Source organism: Mesorhizobium sp. WSM4837, assembly GCF_055811435.1.
Genome location: NZ_JBVVQE010000024.1, coordinates 65,194 through 82,805, shown reverse-complemented (window position 1 = coordinate 82,805; position 17,612 = coordinate 65,194). Strand labels below are relative to the sequence as shown.

Below are 17,612 nucleotides of genomic sequence, written 5' to 3'. Positions count from 1 at the left end.
AAGGGAGGGGGCGGCTTCCTTGCAAAAAGGCGGACTACAAACTCAACTTATAGACTCCGATTGCGGCACTTTGATCGAGCGGATCAGCGATTGTAAATATCGATTAAGGCTTCGGCAATCCGTTGCGAAGCCGGCACCTTTGGATCAATCGACAGATTGGCATTGAGGAAGTCCCGGCTTTGCTCAAAATAGGTCGGTCTTGACCTGACCGCAGCGCGGATGTCCTCGACGAGGTCATGCTCCGACAACGTTGGTTTGAAAGCGCCCATGGGCCTGTCGAACTCGACCATGGGCGAAACCGGCGGAAACAGCACCACCGGAATGCCGCAGGCGATTGCTTCATAAACAGTGGTGCTTGGGCGCGTTACGAGCGCCAGAGCGTCCGGGAGCAGTTGTGCGAAATCCAACGGCGATTTGTTCGGCATATCGACTTTTGCGAACATCGTGGGGTGGACGCTAACGACATGGGCAAGGCCGAGTTTTGCACATGCGGCTGCCACGGCTTCAATCGCCTGGCGATCTGCGGGGTCCTCGATATTCCCCTTGAAGTTCACCAGCATAAAAAGCCCTTCGTCGTGCCTGGCACCAGCGCTTGCGGCGGCACGCTCAATGACCGGGGAGCCGACAACATATGTCGGCTGTCGCCTTTGCTGCAGCGCCGCTGGTCCCATCGACAGGATGTAGTCAGCTCTCACAAATCGATGCGGCCGCAGCTCTCGCGCACCTCCGATGAGGCCGACCACACGGACCATGCCGAAGTTGATGGAGTCGATGAATCGCCTAAAAAATTGCGGCGCAAAGTCACTTCCCGTCACCAGCATGTCACCGGGCCTGATCATCCGCTCGAGGTCAGCAAAGCCGATATGCGATATTCCTCGGGTGTTGAGTTCAGGTCGCGCTACGCCGCCGCGTTTCAATCCATCGAGATGCGCGAACACGCAGCGGATGCCGCGGTCACCCAGAATTTCTGCCGCGTCAGCCAGCAGCCGAACATTGTTGCGGTTGTGTGGGACGAAGTAGACCGTCCTCGTCGCTGCCCTGCCGCGAGCGTAGATACGCCCGCGCTTGAACAGATTTCCTGGATGCACAAGCCGGTACGCCGCGAGGAGCCGCTGCACAAAGCCATCGCTGACAGGAGAAGACGCCTTTTTTCCCAAACTACTACCCAAAGATATGCATCGCCTCTTATCCGCAAAATCTAGAACGGCCGCCCGCCGGTTAGTTTACAATGCTCTCGCCGTCAAGAAAGGCGCCTAACTCTCCGCCGGTTGTAACCTGCCTGGCACACTCGCGGTGCCTTGGGCGGTGGATTCAACCAGCGCTGATGAGTGAGCCCATGTGGTTTTGCGCGTCTTCCATCACCGCGGCCCAAGGCCGTTCCCGTTTCGAGACCAGCACGGCGGAGGGATAGTAGGGCGTGCGATCGCCCTCGACCGGCCAGGAACGTTTGAACCCATCGCCAAGAATAAAGACCGACGGGATGCCGAGCGCGCCCGCCAGATGCGCCCCGGTATTGCTGATGGTTACCACGGCGTCCATCGCGGCAACCTGCGCCGCGAAAAGATCCATGTCGACAAGTTGATCCACCAAGACGTCGTGCAAGATGCGCGCGGGATCACCATCGGTCAGGATTTTCAGGTCGGGCTCGATCCGGCCATATTGCAGCGAAACGAACCGGAGGTCCGGACGGCTGATAAGCCCGCGCCATGCCGTAAGTGGCGGCAGGTCCTTGCCAGGATTGGAGCTGCCCCATGCGATGCCGACCAACGGCAGGTCATCCTTGCGATAGCGGGCGCGAAGCTCAGCGACCCGCGCCGGATCCGGCTTGAGGGGAACAAAATGCTCCCGGATCGTGGTCTCATTCGTCTCGAACACGGCAGTCAGATGCTGGACGCCGGCGAAGAGCTGGGCCTCGCCATAGGCGGCCTTGCTCCCCGGACCGACGGCCCGCACATCGGCGGCGGGAAATGTCCGCTGAAACAGCGGCACCAAGCGGTGCTCGACCAGGACGATCAGGCGAGCCGCGCGGGCGCGCGCGCGGCCGACGGAACTCGCATGGTGGATCGCGGTGGCCAGACCCTGCTTTTCGGTTTCCATCAGATCGACGAGCAGGACCCGGTCCGAGATATCCTGGCCGAGCCATTCGCCGTCGACGCGGCCCTCGACGATGTGGCGCCGGGCGATCTTGAGCTCGGCCGCAGGGCCGTAGGCGCCCATACGCATCAGCGCCTTGCTAAGTTCGTCGAGCAGGTAGACCTCGCGTCTCGACTTCGCGATCGATCCCAGCGCCAAGGCTTTCGGCAGCGCCGCCGACCAGTCGCGCGCCTCGATGCTTCGCCTATAGTCCGCCATCTGATCGGCAATGTCGCTATCGCGCCAGCGCAGGAAAAGCTGCCGCCGGTGACGACGGAACCAGACCTTGTAATTGTAGCCTGCGAGCGCCATAACTCGGCGAACCCGGCCAAGCAGTTGACTAGCTTCCATCACCAGCTCCACCGACGATTTGCGCAACCCGTCCACCTGCTTCCCGCATGGCGGACGCCCACGCCCGGCCGCCCTTTCGCACCAGTCGAACGCTTGGATATGTGGCGACGGTCTCGCCGAAGGCAGGCCACGACAGCCGAAACCCATCGTCGAGCATGACGACAGTCGGGACGCCAAGCGCTCCGGCCAGATTGGCGCCGGTATTGCTGATCGTCACCACCGCATCGAGCGCTGCGATTTGCGCGGCAAAGCGGTCCATATCCGACAACTGGTCGACGGAAGCGTCATGGATGATGCGTCCCGGCGCCGAGCGTTCGAATTCGGCGAGCGCTGGCCCGACATCGCCATACTGCATACTGATGAAACGTCCCGGCAGATTGCTGAGCAGCGCCCGCCAATCGTCCAGAACCGGCAGGTCCTTGCTCTTGTTCAGGCTTCCCCAGGCGAAGCCGATCAGAGGCCCCGGGCCACGATCGAGATAGGTGCTGCGCAGCTGGGCGACCAGTCGGTGGTCCGGCTCCAACGGAACGAAGGGCGCGCGCGCTGTCGGCTCATCCGGCCAGAAGTACCTCGCCAGTGTCTCGAAACTGGCGAAGACATCGGCGTCCACCGCAGCCAGTTCCCCTTCTCGCTCTAGCCTGACATCGAGCGCAGGATAGGTTCGGCGATAAAGTGGCGCGAGTCGCGGCTCGACGAAGACGGTGCATCGGTCGGCAGCTGCGACCACCGGCCCAAGCAGCGACGCGAACTGGAGGAAAATTGCAAGATCACCTTCGCGCCGCTCGACGGCAAGCCTACGACCCGCAAGATCACTGCCATCCCATTCGGGCCGGCCGGGCACTTGTTTGCTCGATGCAATCAACTGCCAGGCACGATTGCCGCCGCGGAGACGTCTCAGTCCACGCCCAGCTTTTTTGACAAGCCCGCGATCGCCAAGCTGCTCACCGACCAGGCCGAGTGCCAGCGCGTGTTCCCGGGCCGCCTGCCAGTCATGCCGTTCGACACTCTGCGCCATCAGGCTCGCATGGCGTTTGACGCTTTCGTCAGCATGGCGAGAGGGGCGCTTAAAAAACTTCTTTGCCCGATCGAGAACCTTCTGCAGCCGCTTGCCGTCAACACCTTGCGGGCGCAAGTCGGCGGCTCTTGCCTTTTCAAGGATTGACCGTCTGCTCGGCACAGCGACCCTCAACTATCGCTAGACAGCGTCGAACGCGCCGTCAGAATCGACGAGAGCTGCCGGCCGACGTTGTCGAGCACCACCGGCCACGGACGTCCTTCCTTGCGCATGACGACGCCGTTCGGATACCAGGGCGTTCGATCGCCAATCGCTGGCCACGCTGTCTGAAACTTGTCGTCGATCACGAAAATAGTCGGAACACCGAGTGCTCCGGACAGATGGGCCGCCGTATTACTGATCGTTACGACGGCATCGAGCGCGGCGATCTGCGCGGCGAAACGGTCCATATCAAGCATCTGGTCGACACTGTCGTCATAGATAAGCCGTGCGTCATTGCCGTTGCGCAGGCGCCGCAGCGCCGGCTTGATCTGTCCGTATTGGAGGGAAACGAACGTCGCGTGTGTGCGGGCGATGAACCGTGCCCATTCGGGGAAGTCAGGCACGTCCTTGGTGTGTGATTTGCTGCCCCAGGACAGACCCACCAGTGGCAGATCCGTCATCGAGCGATAGCGCTTGCGGAATGTTTCGACGAGTTCAGGATCTGCCCGCAGCGGCACGAAATTGGCGGCAAGTGTTTCGGCATCGCGGCCGAAAACCCAGGCGAGATTTTCGAAGGTCGCAAATTTGTCGCCAACGACATTCTGCTGCGCTGGGACTACGGTCGCATTCGGGAACGTCCTCTGTACAAGCGATACCAGGCGCGGCTCGACCCGAATTGTCGCGCTTTGCGCACATGCAGCGGCGGCTCCGGCCAGTCGCGCATGACGGATAACGCGGCCAAGGCTGCGAGGGTCATCCTCTACAAGATCGATCAGCAGTGTATCCGAGCCGAGGTCTTCTCCAGTCCACTCGTTGGCACCTTTCCCTTTTCGTTGCCGGCGAGCGGAAAGCCGAAGCTCGGCCGCCCGTGCGAACTTGCCCAGCCGTTCGAACGCCTGGCCTGCCTTCTGCATCATTTCGGGGTCGCGGGCACGATCGGCCATGATGGCCATTTCATTGGTACTTGCTTCAAGCCCTGTCCAGTCCCGGCGCGCAATCAGCGCGTCGACCTTGGCCTGCTGCTCAAGAACGGAACGAGGCTTGGAGCCGGCAAACAGCGTCCGCACGGCCTTTGTGTACCGGCGCAACTGCAGGCCCAATCCACCAATCACATACCGGATGTAGGAACCGTGGTAAAAACTGGTCATCGGCCTTCAGCGCAATACGCTCTGCCGCAGCGTTTTGCCGCCTTCGACGAGCGAAGCGGACGCTTCCAGATGGAAGATCGAGCGATAGATTTCGCTGCGCCTGGCGAGCTCGTCATGAGTCCCGGAGTCCGCGAGGATGCCAGCGTCAAACACCAGAATACGATCGGCCGCCTTGATGGTTGAAAGCCTGTGCGCAATGCAGATCACCGTGCGCTGAAATGCATCGTCGAACGCAGCCTCCATGACCGCCCGTTCGTTTTCGCCGTCGAGCGCGGATGTTGCTTCATCGTAGACAATCACGGGCGCATCCTTGAGCAGGGCGCGCGCGATGGCAACGCGTTGTTTCTGCCCGCCCGACAGGTTGGTACCGCCGGGCCCTACCAGGGTGTCGAGCCCGTTTTCAAGGTTCGAAGCAAAACTTGTGACCCGGGCGAGTTCCGCCGCGGAATCGATTTCTTGATCCGTGGCGTTCGGGCGTCCGTCACGAATGTTGTCACGGATAGAACCTTCGAACAGGAAGATATCCTGTGACACCAGTGCGATATTGTCGCGAACGTCGGCCAGGCTGATCTTCGCAATGTCCTTGTCGTCGATGAAGATCCTGCCCCTGTCCGGCTCCATCAGGCGCAGGATCAGATTGACGATGGTGGTCTTGCCAGCGCCGGAGCGGCCAACAATCGCCAGCTTCTCACGAGGTCGGACCTCGAAGGAAACACCGTGCAGCGCCGGGCTGTTGCCGCCATAGGAGAAAGCCACATCTTCAAAACGGATACCGCCCTCGGCGCCGGTGAGGTGCTCGCCTGCGGTTGCGAGTTGTCGCTGTTCGGGCGTGTCGATCAAATCATACATCTGCTCGACGGCAACCATTTGCTTCTGGATGTCGACATTGACCCGGGCGAGCCGCTTGGCGGGCTCATAGGCAAGCAGAAAGGCGGTTATGAAGGCCATGAATTCGCCCGGGGTCTTGCCGTTGCCGAGGGTCTGCCAACTGGCATAAATGAGGAAAAGGCCGATAATGAAGCCACCGCCTGTCTCCATCAATGGACTCATCAACGCCGATGTCCGGTTGATCTGGACGCCGCGCCTTTCCATCTTGCGGACAGCCTTAGCGAAGCTGGCGATCGCCTTTTCCTCGAGCTGGAACGATTTGATGGTGCGAATGCCGTCTATGGCTTCCGTGCCGATCGACTGAACCTGTGCCGCCAGCTCTGTTTCGCCCCTTGCCAGCGACTTGATCTTTCGCGTGATCGTGCTCACCGAGAGGAAGATCACCGGCAAAGCAGCCGCCGATACAAGCGACATGGTCGGGTCCTGTACGACCATGACGCTTGCCAGTCCGACCAGGGTCAAAACGTCGGAGGCCGTGTTGCTCGTCAGCGTGATGATGACGGACGCACCGGCGCGCGCATTGAACATTATCTTGGAAATGAATTTGGCCGGATGCTGATTGACGAAATGGCCAATGTCGAGGCGCATCACCCGGGAAAACTGCCGGTGTTGGAGGTCCGACACGATGGCCCTGCGGACGTTTCCGGTCGTAATGGTTTGACCGTATGCCGCGATGCCCTTGACAGCGGAAAGTCCGATGATTGCCGCGCTGATACCCCAAACGGCGGCGGCGTTCCTGTCGATATAGATGCTGTTGATCATGTCGCGCATGATCCAGGCAAATCCGGACGTCGCCGCCGCACCGGCAATCGTGCACAGCAAACCGGCGAGATACAGCTTTATGTGCGGCGGCAGGTTCTCGAGGATCAGGCGCTTGACCAGCGGGTACGCCAAGGCCGCTGAAATTCGTCTCTTTGCGCTCATTCGGTTTCCTGCTGCGATGTGTCATCGGTGTCAGTTGGCCTTTGCCGATCCATGCGACTTTCGCGACACCGCTCGCACATCTGCTATAAATCTATGTCGGATTGCTTGTCTGTGACTTTGTTCGGACGTGCAGTCAATGCCGAATCCGGATGCCAGCCCGCGTTGACGGGATCGGTGACCATGGGAGCATACACAACTCTCCGAAGGGTCCAAGAGGAATGATCGCCTGGGCTTTGGAATAGAGCCTCCGGCAAAATCGGGCTCCCAACCGCCAGAATTGATGAGCAGCCAAGGACCGGGTTAGCGATCTAATCATTCCAAGAAATAGCTTGGGTCAGGCCCGCACCGATTATATCCTGAATACCCGAATAGCTTTGCGAAATATCGCTCATCACATTGAAGTCCGGCTTGTCGATAGTGGCGGAAAGGTATTCCTTGTATTTTGAAGCACCGTTCCAATATTGGCCTTCATCGGCGGCGACCTGAGCCTTCGTCGTAAAATTAGAGAAAAACTTAAAATGAAGAAGAGCACCATAACTCTCCACGTGGTTACGCCAATAGGGTAGCGGAGCGTGAATTGAATTTAAGATCGTCAATCGATCCCCGTATACGAACGGATATTTCGTTAGGGTGTGCGTACCAAACACCCGACTTCTCGGGCCACCTCGGATTTTGATATTTTGCGGGCTCGTCGTGTAGTCGTATCCCGAAGCATCGAAATGATCGGCTATCTCCCAAGGAGCGCGTTTTGGGTCAAACGGAAAGTCCCTTAAGTCTCCTGCTGGATACATGTCGATCATCGGCGCCAGCAAGTGCTTCATGCCTCTTTTTCGGATCCAACCGGCAAGGTCATGCAGGTCGTGGCGATTCATGCCATCATAAACCAGGTATTCATCCGCATCCACGATCACGTACCACCGGTTGAACCCGTATCTGCGGATTATATCCTGTCGCCAGAAAGTTCCGCGCCCTGCTTCTCCATAGGTCTTTCGTGAGATGAATACGTCCACATCTGGCTGGCTCAACAGAAATTCCCGTGTCCCGTCCTCAGAACGGTCATCGACAATGGCAAATCTGGAAACGCCGATCGATCGATAGTGATCAAGGAATGGAATTATCTCAGGATATTCGTTCCTGACGACTGACACAAGCAATATTTCTTTTTGAGAAACTGGCGATAGATTTCCACGCGCTTCTAAATCGTCTTTCCTCAGCGCGTTGCGAAATCTATACTGAATTGTGTCGGCAATCGATCTACGGAAAATATGAAACTGGCTTCTTTTCTTCATTTGAGCTCACAAATTTCAAGGGGCTGTCCGCACAAAGATCGCAGCGACCATGTTCGGATCGCCATGTTTTTTCGAACGTCGCTCATCACTCGACTTGTTATAGGTGATGGCAAAGGTGGTTATGAAGGCGCGATCCACTCGTCAACATCCAGTGGAGATGACTAGTGCCAGTCCAAGTTGATTTTATTGGCCCAATCTCGTTTGATTGCTTCGCGGAGCGCGCGCGTACGTTCTGCAAGCTGTGGGATTTTTTTCTCGTGGGTTTCGGCAAAGATCATATCGATCTTGTTCATTATTCCACAGGATAATATCGATTCGAGCATTGGCACTTCCGCGCCCTCTACATCAATCTTCAGTATCCTCACCGGAGATCCAAGTTCTCTAACGAAATCAACTATGCTTAACTGTTCAACCTCAGTGTAGTCGTCTTTCGAAATGTTAGATTTGTCCGCATACAAGGAAGAGGATTGCGACCAAAAGTCTGGGTCAGAACTGAATTTACGTGACCGGTAGAGCTTCGCAGTCCCGGATTGGTCGGCAAGCGCCTGCTGATACAGATGGACATTTTTGAATGCTCCAACGTTCTTGCGCAGCCGTTCGAAGGTGTAGGGGTCTGGCTCGAAGGCATGAACCGTCGAGCCCGTCTTGGCCAAGGCCGAGGTGATCTCACCCAGATTCGCGCCGGCATCTATGACAATATCGCCTGGCTTCAGCCGCCGGCAGGCCCGTCCGAACAGATACGAAGCATTCCATGAGGGACGCCCGAACCAACGGCTGTAAGCGTGATATTTTAGCAATTTAACGTTCATAGTCACACAAAAAGATCCTGTCGACAGATCCTGTCGACTCCACTGAACGTCGGCACCAAAATCCTCTATGCGCAAAATCCAGATGAGAGGGAGACGTTCTATGCCAATTTTGGTGCTGCTCTGCAACAGGGTCGCCGCGATTCTTGGCGTGCCTTTAGAGTAGTCGCTTAATGATCGGGACTTGGGGCCTATTTTCGGTTGGCTTTGAAGAGAGCGTTTGCGACGATAATGGGCTTCCGCATGACGGCAGTGATTGCGAGCTTTGGCGGCGTGCCGGCCGGATTGCGGCCAGCGGGGAAGCGGGCTAAACGTCGGGCATTGCTGTCAGCGGCCAACTATGACGATCATGGAGCGATGTGACATTGCTAGAGCGAGTTCGACGAAAGTATCTTCGGCTCCGCAAGCGACTCGGGTACATTCAACCTATCCATTTGGCGGCTGCGGACAAACTGAATAACAAGTATGGCGATTTTTCCAGTTCAGGCGTCATTACAATCCGTAAAAACGCAGTATTCACTCGAAAAGATATATTCTTCACGATGGGAAGTTGCTTTGCAGAGGAAATTCGTCTTGCGTTAACAAGCAAGCAGGTCGCCTGCGTTCCGTCTTACAGAAATATCAGTTTCGACCCAGCGCAAGCCATTGTAGATGAGCTGCCCGGGCGAGAGCATATGAACTTCTATAACACCTTCACTGTTCGCCTTCAGATTGAGCAAATGCTCGGCTTGTGGGATCAAGCCAATGACGACTGGTGGCAGATCAAAAAACCTGCGCCTTGGGGTCCGATCTGCTTTCAGGACCCCTACCGCCGTCTCATCCTCGCCAAATCTCCGGAAGTTCTCAAAGAGGTAATCGAGAGCATGAACAGGGAGATGCGGGTTGGCTTCGATGCGGCCACAGCATTCATATTTACCTTCGGAATGACTGAGGTCTTCATCAACAGGGCCAGTGGCAAGGTAGCAGCACAGAAACCGCTTTATCGTGGCGGAGGCGGAATGCAGGAAACGACGCTTCACGTCAGCAGCTTTCAGGAAAATTATGCCAACGTGATGGCTACCGTGGACATGGTCCGTCAACACAAACCCGATGCACCGATAATTCTCACAGTCTCACCGGTTGCATTGGCTCGGACGTTTCAAGACGCGGATGTCGTCACGGCGAACACTGAAGGCAAATCCGTTCTTCGGGCTGTGCTTGGTCAAGTCTGCCGGGAACGGGACAATGTCCATTACCTTCCCTCATTCGAGCTTGTCACCTATGGAGGCCTCACTCATAGCTACGAAGAGGACTTACGGCACGTAAAGAGATCGGTCGTCGACGACATCGTTGAACAGTTCTTCAACGCGTACTTTGCTCCGTCGTAGGCGTCATCGTACGGACACCCCGTGCCTTGCCGCCGTGACATCGTCTCTTCGTGTCGATGGAGAGTAGCCGCAGCCATTCAGCGCTAGACGTTTGTGGACGGAAACTAGACTAGCACAGCGCGCTCTTGACCGATATAACGCCGCCGACCTATCCAGCCACGAGAGGCTAATTCATGCTGTTTTGGAACACCCGCAAGAAATTCGCAGGAACGTGGGAGGATCGCCTCGACGGGCTGTTTTCGTGCGGGGTAGACTACGCCGGCAAGACGATCCTCGACGTCGGCTGCAACATGGGCATCGTCGCTTATGAAATCGCCAAGCATAGGCCGGCTTACATCCACGGCATCGACATCCTGAAACCCGCATATCGGCGTGGCTCGCTCGATCTTTCTGGGATCTGGCGTCGAAAGCCGATTTGATGCCATGAACTTGGGGAGCCGAAAGCTTCCATCCGTTCTCCGAGACAGCTATGATGTCGTTCTGCTCCTCGCTGTTTACCAGCATGTCCGCAGGGGATTGGGCCAGGATAAGGCTGATCGCATCTTTGCCGATATCATAAACCGCGCACAGACCGTAGTGGCGCGGGTTCCAAAAGAAAAAGATATTCGTCTTCAGTCTTTAATCGAGGGCGCTGGATTCAGCTTATCTCATCGCCACCAGTCGCCGCGCGGCTGCACGGTTCAGGCTTATCATCGCCACTAGGGCTTGTTGCGTTCAGCCCGCCTTGTCGCACAGCGGCACCTTGCGCTTTGGCGCCCGATATTTCGCCACAGACTGACCGTTCCAATGTCGACCGTGACCGCGAGGTCCGATCGTGACCTTGACGCCCTCATCGTCTATCCGGGTGTCTCCGGTAAGGTCGATCTTCTGGCCGCGCTTGACCTTTAGATGTGCTGTCTCGAATGCGGGAAATTGTAGCTCGGGATCGAGACGCTTACGCCGCCCTCAGTGACACGCCGGCGCACCGTGGCAGTCACAGCCACCTCGTCGCCAATGCCTATCTCCCGCGTCATGCCAGAGATTCTGCAGCCGGCGTGGCAACCGTCAAGGGGCGAGAATCTTTCGCTGCTTGAAGTAGCTCAAGGGTGCGGGCGCCCCGCCGGGGTCCTGCAATGGAATCAAGGGACGAGGTGAGAGCCATTTCTCTGCTAAGTCCTTTGCCTGCCTCAAAGTGCGACAATTCTCGACCGCACCAGTTTTTCCCAATAGCTGCTACTTTTGTTGCGCAATTTTTCTGTTTTCCCCAGTTCTTCGTGGGACTGTTTGTGCAAGCTGAACACCGCGCGAACCTGCGGCTGGTTGACGCGGAATGCCGCGCACTAGCTTGCCTTTACGACAATCGCCTGCCCCGTTGGAAGTTCGATGATGCCTTCCGGGCGGTTTTCGAAAAATTGATCAAAGGCCTTTCGGGCTCCAGGACAGAGCGCAGAGCCGTAGTCGTCACATATGATCATGCCATTCGCGCACACCCGATCGTAGAAGAAGGCGAGCGCGTCACGTGTCGGCTCGTAAAGATCGACGTCAATATGGACCAGGGCGAAACGCCGGTCAGATACGTTGGAAAGAGTTTCCGGTATCCATCCGACATGAAAAGTGGTGTTGCTGAAGTCGGAAATATTCTCTCTGGCTACCTTCTCGTCGGTGCTGAGATCGCCGGACTTCCATGGCGTTCGGCCGTTTGGCTTGCGATCCTCTGCGGTCGGTTCCGAGAGGCCAGCGAACGAGTCAAAAAGGTGGTAGTGCCGTGGCCGAAGATCGCTCATCAGCATGAATATCGTCGACCGGCCTTGCCTTACGCCGCATTCGGCCACATCGCCGTCGATACGCTCGATCGATCGCAAGCAGCTTTGCAGGACGAAAGCCCGGGGATCTGGAATCCCACGGATGTTTTTGACCCGCTGCAGCGCCTTTCGGAAAAACGGCTGGTCTTTCCAGACCATATGACTGGAATAAACATAGAAACCGTATTTGTCGGCCTTCTTCTGAGAGACCTTATACCAGGCCACGCCTCTGCGTTTTTTCGAAATGACAGCAAGTGCCGCGTCTCTCAATTTCATCCTGTATCCTCCAGCATTCGACATGTCCATAACACGGGCAGAAGAGAAAGCTCTACCGGCATCAGGCGCGGAATGAAATCGAGTTCCGGCTGAGGGACATTAGCTTATCGAGCGCCGCAAGGAGCGCTTCCCGGTGCTCGTAATAAGCCTATGCCTGGAATGGAACGCCCATGCAGTGCGACTCAAGATCACGGGTCATGTGCCTGGGCCGGTGCGGAACAGGCGCGCAGCCGGGCATCCTGGCCGTTCTCCGGCATGAGCGCCAGCGCCAGGCATTGTCGATCCGCTAATTCGGGAGGTTCAGTCGACTGCCCCGACCAGTACATCGGGGTGTTCGATTATCGCGACCCAGCGCCCGGTATGCGTAGACGACTGCCTTTTTATGAATCGATATCCAGTTACCGACCAAGGCTTCACATCGTCATTGAGGTTGTCGAGCACATAGTCGCCTTTGTCGGTCTTGACGGTCAGCACCGCGTGCCCCTCGCCGTCCTGCTTCCTGACGACGGTGATCAGAAGGTTCGACAGCGATATGCCCTTCTGCCTGAGCAACTGGCGCTTGAGCAGGACATAATCCTCGCAGTCGCCGAGCGCGTGGTCAGGATAGGACCAGAATTCCATCATGCCGTGAACGTCCAAATCGCTCGCGGGCCTGATCGATCTGTTCACCAGCTTGTTGACGGAGGCGAGCTTGCCTTCCATGCCCGCGGACAGAAGGACTGGAGCGCTCTTGCCTGATCGTATTGCGCACTCCGCGGCCCGCCGTCTGCAGAATTCGATGTAGCCGACAGGGATGGAGGTTGGCTGCCCGGTGGCCATGGCGCCAGGCACGACGTCGGCCGAAGCCTTCTCCATCGGCGTCGCGGACATCATCAAGCCTATCAGTAGGCCGGCACACAGCCATGCCCGCGGTACCACCAATCCCATTCGCCCCGCCCCAGAGGTAACAACCCGAAACAATCTTTAATACCGCGTTACCATCATTTCATAAGCGCATCAACACAGCCGCCGCACAATTTAAAGCGACGGTCGCGAACCACCTGATGGTGGGCGCCGCACGGTCGCCCGATCAGCAAATTATGCGTTCACCCGATCAGGGGAATTGTCCCGCTTTTACGTCATCGGCGTTCTTCGGCAGTTCCGCTTACCTGGACCTGATGACGGCGCCCGACAGGTATCTGGCCGCGCAAACGCCGACAGGCGGCCAAAAAAAATTGTAGCCAAATTTGTCGAAGTCCAAGAGCTGCGGGACCTCGCATGGATTCTCATACATTCGGATACACTTCGATAGCACTCGGGCAAATCTCTGCGACAGGCTCAGCCTAGTTTCATCCGTGAGCAGGGAGCCTCGTCATGATGGCGAGACAGAGAGCCGACAGGATTTCGCAAAGCAGGAGTCAATTCCGCGCGAGCCGCCGTCGGCGGGTCTGCTCGTTATTGAAAGGAACAGTACGATGAACAAACTTGTAACCGCTATCGCCCTCCTCGCCCTGTCGACAGGAGTCTCGCTCGCTGCCAATCAAAACCCGGACCGCGATCCAACCCGCGGCTTCCCTACTGGCGTCGACAACAGCGGAATGACCTTGGATACCAGTCACACGGCTTCCTTGCCTCAACCGATGGTCGCTCCGAAAGAAGAACAGCCACAGCCCGGCAAGGTCCTTGGGGGTCGTGCGCCATGGGCGGGCAGCCGTTGATGCGCTGAACTTTTCCTCCCATGCAAAATTGTCCAATCACCCCGCATTCAGCGGGGGTGGTTGGACAAGGGCGCCCGGGAAAATCGCGCCGATAGGGTGAATTCAATGTCTCAGGCGAGCGTGTCGAGGCGCCATGGCGAACAACCATGGGATCACGGCAGGCGTCTCGGAAATGACCTTGGCAGCAGGGAAGAACAAAGCTCCGCATCAACCTGCCGAGCGCCCCGGATCGCTGCTTCAAGGTCGATTTCGACGCCATAAGCGCTAGCGATACGCGGGTAGAACGTCGACGCCGGCTCACGACCGGCTTGCCGGTCCTCATGGGATTCCAGCGCGCGCTCAACGACTCGGCGATCGAGCGGTTCTCGCGCCGAGCCAGCCGGTGCCATCCGGGATGCCGTCGTTCAAGCGATCGCCGCAAACCGGCGCCGCGCCGTCTTAGTGGCACCCCGCAATAGCGCAAGATGTATAGACAACCGGCCGCAACTGGTGTTCGTTTCCAATCCGACCGCATGGTTTTTTTCGGGAATGCAGGAAACCGCCATGAACGCCGCTCGCCTGTTCGACCTGACCGGAAAAAAGGCGCTGGTGACGGGCGCCAGCCGCGGCATCGGCCAGGCCATGGCGGAGGCGCTCTCGGCGGCCGGTGCCGATGTGGCGGTGACCGCCCGCGACGAAAATTCCCTTCGTGAAACGGCGGACCGAATTAGCGCACATCGGCGAAGGTCGCTTTGCCGGTCTCTCGACGTGCTCGACACCGATCGCATCCGCGTGGTGGTCGACGAGGTGGCGGATGCCTTTGGTGGGCTCGACATTCTGGTCAACAACGCCGGCTACGAAAAAGTCCAGCCCTCGCTCGACGTGGACGAGGCGGTATGGGACCGCATCGTATCGACCAATCTGAAGGGCGCCTTCTTCTGCGCGCAGGCTGCGGCGCGGCGGATGGCTGACGACAACAGCGGTGGCGCGATCATCAATCTTTGCTCGCTGACCTCCTATGTCGGCATTCCGACCGCGGTACCCTACGGCTCGTCCAAGTCCGGGCTTCTGGGCATGACCCGCGCACTCGCCGCGGAATGGGCATCGCTCGGCATCCGCGTCAACGCCATCGCTCCGGGGTATTTCCATACGGCGATGACGGACGCCTTTTATCAGGATCCCGATTGGCAGACTGCGATGCTGGCCAAGATCCCGCAGCGGCGCTTCGGCACGATGCAGGACTTGGCCGGAGCTGTTGTGTTTTTGGCGAGCGGGGCATCCGCCTATGTCACCGGGCATTGCATTCCGGTCGACGGCGGCTTTCTCGCATCCATCTGAGCGACTGAGATGCGGCGCAACGAGGACTGTGTAGACCGAGCTTGTATATGGTTGTATATACCACCTGACACGCTGGACGTCCTTGCATGCGACCGGCGACAAATGGGGAACCACAATGCAGGAGCGTTTTCGGGCCGCAGCTTCGCACGAAGCGGAAGGCGACAGGGAAATCGCCGTCACGGCCCGCAACGTCGGGATGGACTTCGATGGGGTTCAAGCCGTCAAGAACGTGTCCTTCGATCTGCCGAAGGGCCGGTTTCTCACCATTCTCGGGCCGTCTGGGTCCGGCAAGACAACCCTCCTGCGGATGATCGCCGGGTTCCAGACCCCGAGCAGCGGCGAGATCTTCATCAACGGTGAAGCGGTGAGCGCGGTGCCACCGCACAAGCGGTCGATCGGTATGGTCTTTCAGAGACTTGCCTTGTTTCCTCATATGACGGCGGCCGAGAATGTCGCCTTCCCGCTGAAGATGCGTCGGCGCGACGCACGCACCATTCCCGACCGCGTCGAGCGATATCTGGCTCTGGTGCGGCTCGGAGGCTATGGCGGCAGGCGCATTCACGAACTGTCCGGCGGGCAGCAGCAGCGCGTCGCGATTGCGCGCGCGCTGGTGTTTGAGCCCGACCTGCTGCTTCTCGACGAGCCGCTCGCCGCACTCGACCGCAAGCTGCGCGAGGAAATGCAGCTTGAATTCCGCCGCATCCAGCGTGAGCTCGGCGTCACCACGATCAATGTCACCCACGACCAGCGCGAGGCGCTGGTAGTTTCCGACGATATCGTCGTCATGGATCAGGGCGAGATCCAGCAGAAGGCACGGCCGATCCACACCTACCGCCAGCCACGCAACGCCTTCGTCGCCAATTTCATCGGCGTCACCAATTTCATTGCCGGCACGGTACGGGCCGTATCGGAAATGGGCGATGTTTCCATCGTTCGGGGTGATCTGATGCTTGCCGGAAAGGTCGGCGATCCGGTCAATCCGCCTGCCGAGGGCGACAAGGCATCGGGAGCGATCCGCGCCGAACAGATCCGTCTCGCCGGCGATGCTGCGCAGCTGTCGAAGCTTGATTGCATGCTGGCCGGGACTGTGACCGACACCATCTTCGAAGGCGAGCGCATGGTCTACGAGGTAGCCTGCGCCGCAATTGGCGACGAGGTCATTCGCGTTTTCGACCATGATCCCGCCGCGCACACGCAGTTCGACATAGGCGAAAGCGTGTTCCTGGGGTGGAACACCAGGGACATGCTTGTTTTTCGATAGAACCGGAGACCGGTCAAACCCAGAGGAGAATGCAGATGAAGCGCTTTAAGCCGACATTATCCCATCTTTCCCGCAGAACCTTCCTTCAGGCCACCGCTGCGCTCGGCGGCGCCTCAGCGCTCGGCCTGCGCGGCGCCTATGCGCAGGAACCGGAAAAGCCGGCGGAGATCATCGTGCGCGCCTGGGGCGGCAGCTGGGTGGATAGCCTGAAGGCCGGCGTGTCCGACAGCTTCACCAAGATGACGGGGATTGCTGTCCGTCACGACCTGACCGAAGACAACGAGATTCAGCCCAAGGTCTGGGCGGCCGTGGCGCAGAAACGCGTCCCGCCGATCCATATCAACTGGGACACCACCACCAATGCCACGAAATCGGCACTGCGCGGCGTGACGGAAGACCTCTCCGACCTGCCGAACCTCGCCAATGTGACGGACCTTGCCAAGCCGGCCGGCCTGGAAGGCTTCCCGATCGTCAATACCTACGGTTATGTCTATGTACTTGCCTATCGGCCTGCGGCATTCCCGGATGGACCGCCCAAGTCCTGGAAAGATCTGCTCGACCCGAAGTTCAAGGGTCGGCTTGCCTTCTACAATGACGGCATCGGCTTCCATTTCCCCGCCCAGGTCGCCGGTGGTGGCAAGCTGGAGGACATTCCCGGCAACATGCAGCCGGCATGGGATTTCATCACCAAGATGAAGGCACAGCAGCCGCTGCTGGGCGAAGATCCCGACTTCACCACCTGGTTCCAGAACGGCGAGATCGACGCCGCCTGCACCATCTCGACCAACGCCCGGGAGGCGCGCAAGAACGGCGTCAAAATCGAATGGGTGGTGCCGGAAGAGGGTGCAAAATTTGACACTGACGGTCTGTGGATCCCCAAGGGCCTGCCGGAAAACGAACTCTACTGGGCCAAGCAGTACATCAATCACGCCTTGACCAAGGAAGCCCAGCAGATCTGGCTGGACGGGCTTGGCTTGCCGGGCGTGGTGCCGGGCCTCACGCCGCCCAAGGATCTGGTGGGCGATCCGTCCTATCCGACCACTGAAGCGGATTTCCAGCGCCTTATCCGCATCTCGTCGAAGATCCAGGTCGAGAACGAGAGCGACTGGTTTTCCAAGTTCAAGGCGATCATGCAGGGCTGACGCCGGTCGGCCGGTG

16 protein-coding genes and 1 pseudogene are annotated in these 17,612 nt (G+C 58.4%); 6 read left to right on the top strand and 11 right to left on the bottom strand.

Annotation, left to right across the window (positions count from 1 at the left end; genetic code table 11):
• Positions 1 to 83 precede the first annotated feature (83 nt).
• The 7 genes from AC0L3D_RS16410 to AC0L3D_RS16380 all read right to left on the bottom strand — a co-directional run bounded on the left by AC0L3D_RS16410 (position 84) and on the right by AC0L3D_RS16380 (position 8,884).
• A complete protein-coding gene (locus tag AC0L3D_RS16410; RefSeq protein WP_473626593.1) occupies positions 84 to 1,157 on the bottom strand; it encodes a glycosyltransferase in 1,074 nt (357 codons plus the stop codon).
• Positions 1,158 to 1,311: 154 nt separating this feature from the next.
• Positions 1,312 to 2,484 carry a glycosyltransferase family 9 protein gene (locus AC0L3D_RS16405; RefSeq protein ID WP_473645057.1) on the bottom strand — a complete coding sequence of 391 codons (1,173 nt, stop codon included), beginning with the start codon at positions 2,482 to 2,484 and terminating at the stop codon, positions 1,312 to 1,314.
• Positions 2,474 to 3,499: a glycosyltransferase family 9 protein gene (locus AC0L3D_RS16400; protein ID WP_473645055.1), complete on the bottom strand. Its 1,026-nt coding sequence runs from the start codon at positions 3,497 to 3,499 to the stop codon at positions 2,474 to 2,476. Before AC0L3D_RS16400 ends, AC0L3D_RS16405 begins: the two co-directional genes overlap by 11 nt.
• A 170-nt stretch (positions 3,500 to 3,669) precedes the next feature.
• On the bottom strand, positions 3,670 to 4,848 hold the full coding sequence (locus tag AC0L3D_RS16395) for a glycosyltransferase family 9 protein (protein WP_473626589.1): 1,179 nt from the start codon (positions 4,846 to 4,848) through the stop codon (positions 3,670 to 3,672).
• Positions 4,849 to 4,854: 6 nt separating this feature from the next.
• Entirely contained in the window at positions 4,855 to 6,507 is a 1,653-nt protein-coding gene (locus tag AC0L3D_RS16390; protein WP_473626635.1) for an ABC transporter ATP-binding protein, read from the bottom strand.
• 461 nt (positions 6,508 to 6,968) lie between these two features.
• Positions 6,969 to 7,949 (bottom strand): glycosyltransferase family 2 protein, encoded by a 981-nt coding sequence (locus AC0L3D_RS16385; RefSeq protein WP_473626587.1) that lies wholly within the window; start codon positions 7,947 to 7,949, stop codon positions 6,969 to 6,971.
• A gap of 161 nt (positions 7,950 to 8,110) precedes the next feature.
• Positions 8,111 to 8,884, bottom strand: a complete 774-nt coding sequence (locus AC0L3D_RS16380) for an FkbM family methyltransferase (RefSeq protein WP_473626586.1) — start codon at positions 8,882 to 8,884, stop codon at positions 8,111 to 8,113.
• A 305-nt stretch (positions 8,885 to 9,189) separates the two neighbouring features.
• Between AC0L3D_RS16380 and AC0L3D_RS16375 the strand changes: the two genes are divergently transcribed.
• The gene (locus AC0L3D_RS16375; RefSeq protein WP_473533787.1) at positions 9,190 to 10,122 is read left to right on the top strand and encodes a GSCFA domain-containing protein; all 933 of its coding nucleotides are present in this window, start codon (positions 9,190 to 9,192) and stop codon (positions 10,120 to 10,122) included.
• A 173-nt stretch (positions 10,123 to 10,295) separates the two neighbouring features.
• Positions 10,296 to 10,541, top strand: a complete 246-nt coding sequence (locus AC0L3D_RS16370) for a class I SAM-dependent methyltransferase (protein ID WP_473645053.1) — start codon at positions 10,296 to 10,298, stop codon at positions 10,539 to 10,541.
• Positions 10,542 to 11,006: 465 nt separating this feature from the next.
• On the opposite strand, the gene AC0L3D_RS16365 is transcribed toward AC0L3D_RS16370, so the two are convergent.
• The 3 genes from AC0L3D_RS16365 to AC0L3D_RS16355 all read right to left on the bottom strand — a co-directional run bounded on the left by AC0L3D_RS16365 (position 11,007) and on the right by AC0L3D_RS16355 (position 13,106).
• Positions 11,007 to 11,135 carry a hypothetical protein gene (locus AC0L3D_RS16365; protein WP_473626583.1) on the bottom strand — a complete coding sequence of 43 codons (129 nt, stop codon included), beginning with the start codon at positions 11,133 to 11,135 and terminating at the stop codon, positions 11,007 to 11,009.
• A gap of 306 nt (positions 11,136 to 11,441) precedes the next feature.
• On the bottom strand, positions 11,442 to 12,179 hold the full coding sequence (locus AC0L3D_RS16360) for a TylF/MycF/NovP-related O-methyltransferase (protein WP_036264615.1): 738 nt from the start codon (positions 12,177 to 12,179) through the stop codon (positions 11,442 to 11,444).
• 300 nt (positions 12,180 to 12,479) lie between these two features.
• Complete coding sequence (locus AC0L3D_RS16355) at positions 12,480 to 13,106, bottom strand: transglutaminase-like cysteine peptidase (protein ID WP_473626582.1); 627 nt, start codon at positions 13,104 to 13,106, stop codon at positions 12,480 to 12,482.
• A gap of 527 nt (positions 13,107 to 13,633) precedes the next feature.
• On the opposite strand from AC0L3D_RS16355, the gene AC0L3D_RS16350 reads away from it, so the two are divergent.
• On the top strand, positions 13,634 to 13,876 hold the full coding sequence (locus AC0L3D_RS16350; RefSeq protein ID WP_473626581.1) for a hypothetical protein: 243 nt from the start codon (positions 13,634 to 13,636) through the stop codon (positions 13,874 to 13,876).
• Between the two features lie 152 nt (positions 13,877 to 14,028).
• Here AC0L3D_RS16350 and AC0L3D_RS16345 read toward each other — a convergent pair.
• Positions 14,029 to 14,297 (bottom strand): annotated as a pseudogene (locus AC0L3D_RS16345) (plasmid stabilization protein).
• A gap of 122 nt (positions 14,298 to 14,419) precedes the next feature.
• On the opposite strand from AC0L3D_RS16345, the gene AC0L3D_RS16340 reads away from it, so the two are divergent.
• The 3 genes from AC0L3D_RS16340 to AC0L3D_RS16330 all read left to right on the top strand — a co-directional run bounded on the left by AC0L3D_RS16340 (position 14,420) and on the right by AC0L3D_RS16330 (position 17,596).
• On the top strand, positions 14,420 to 15,193 hold the full coding sequence (locus tag AC0L3D_RS16340) for an SDR family NAD(P)-dependent oxidoreductase (RefSeq protein WP_473626580.1): 774 nt from the start codon (positions 14,420 to 14,422) through the stop codon (positions 15,191 to 15,193).
• 196 nt (positions 15,194 to 15,389) lie between these two features.
• Positions 15,390 to 16,454, top strand: coding sequence for an ABC transporter ATP-binding protein (locus tag AC0L3D_RS16335; RefSeq protein ID WP_473626634.1), 1,065 nt, complete (start codon positions 15,390 to 15,392; stop codon positions 16,452 to 16,454).
• 35 nt (positions 16,455 to 16,489) lie between these two features.
• Positions 16,490 to 17,596: an ABC transporter substrate-binding protein gene (locus AC0L3D_RS16330; RefSeq protein ID WP_473645051.1), complete on the top strand. Its 1,107-nt coding sequence runs from the start codon at positions 16,490 to 16,492 to the stop codon at positions 17,594 to 17,596.
• Positions 17,597 to 17,612 lie beyond the last annotated feature (16 nt).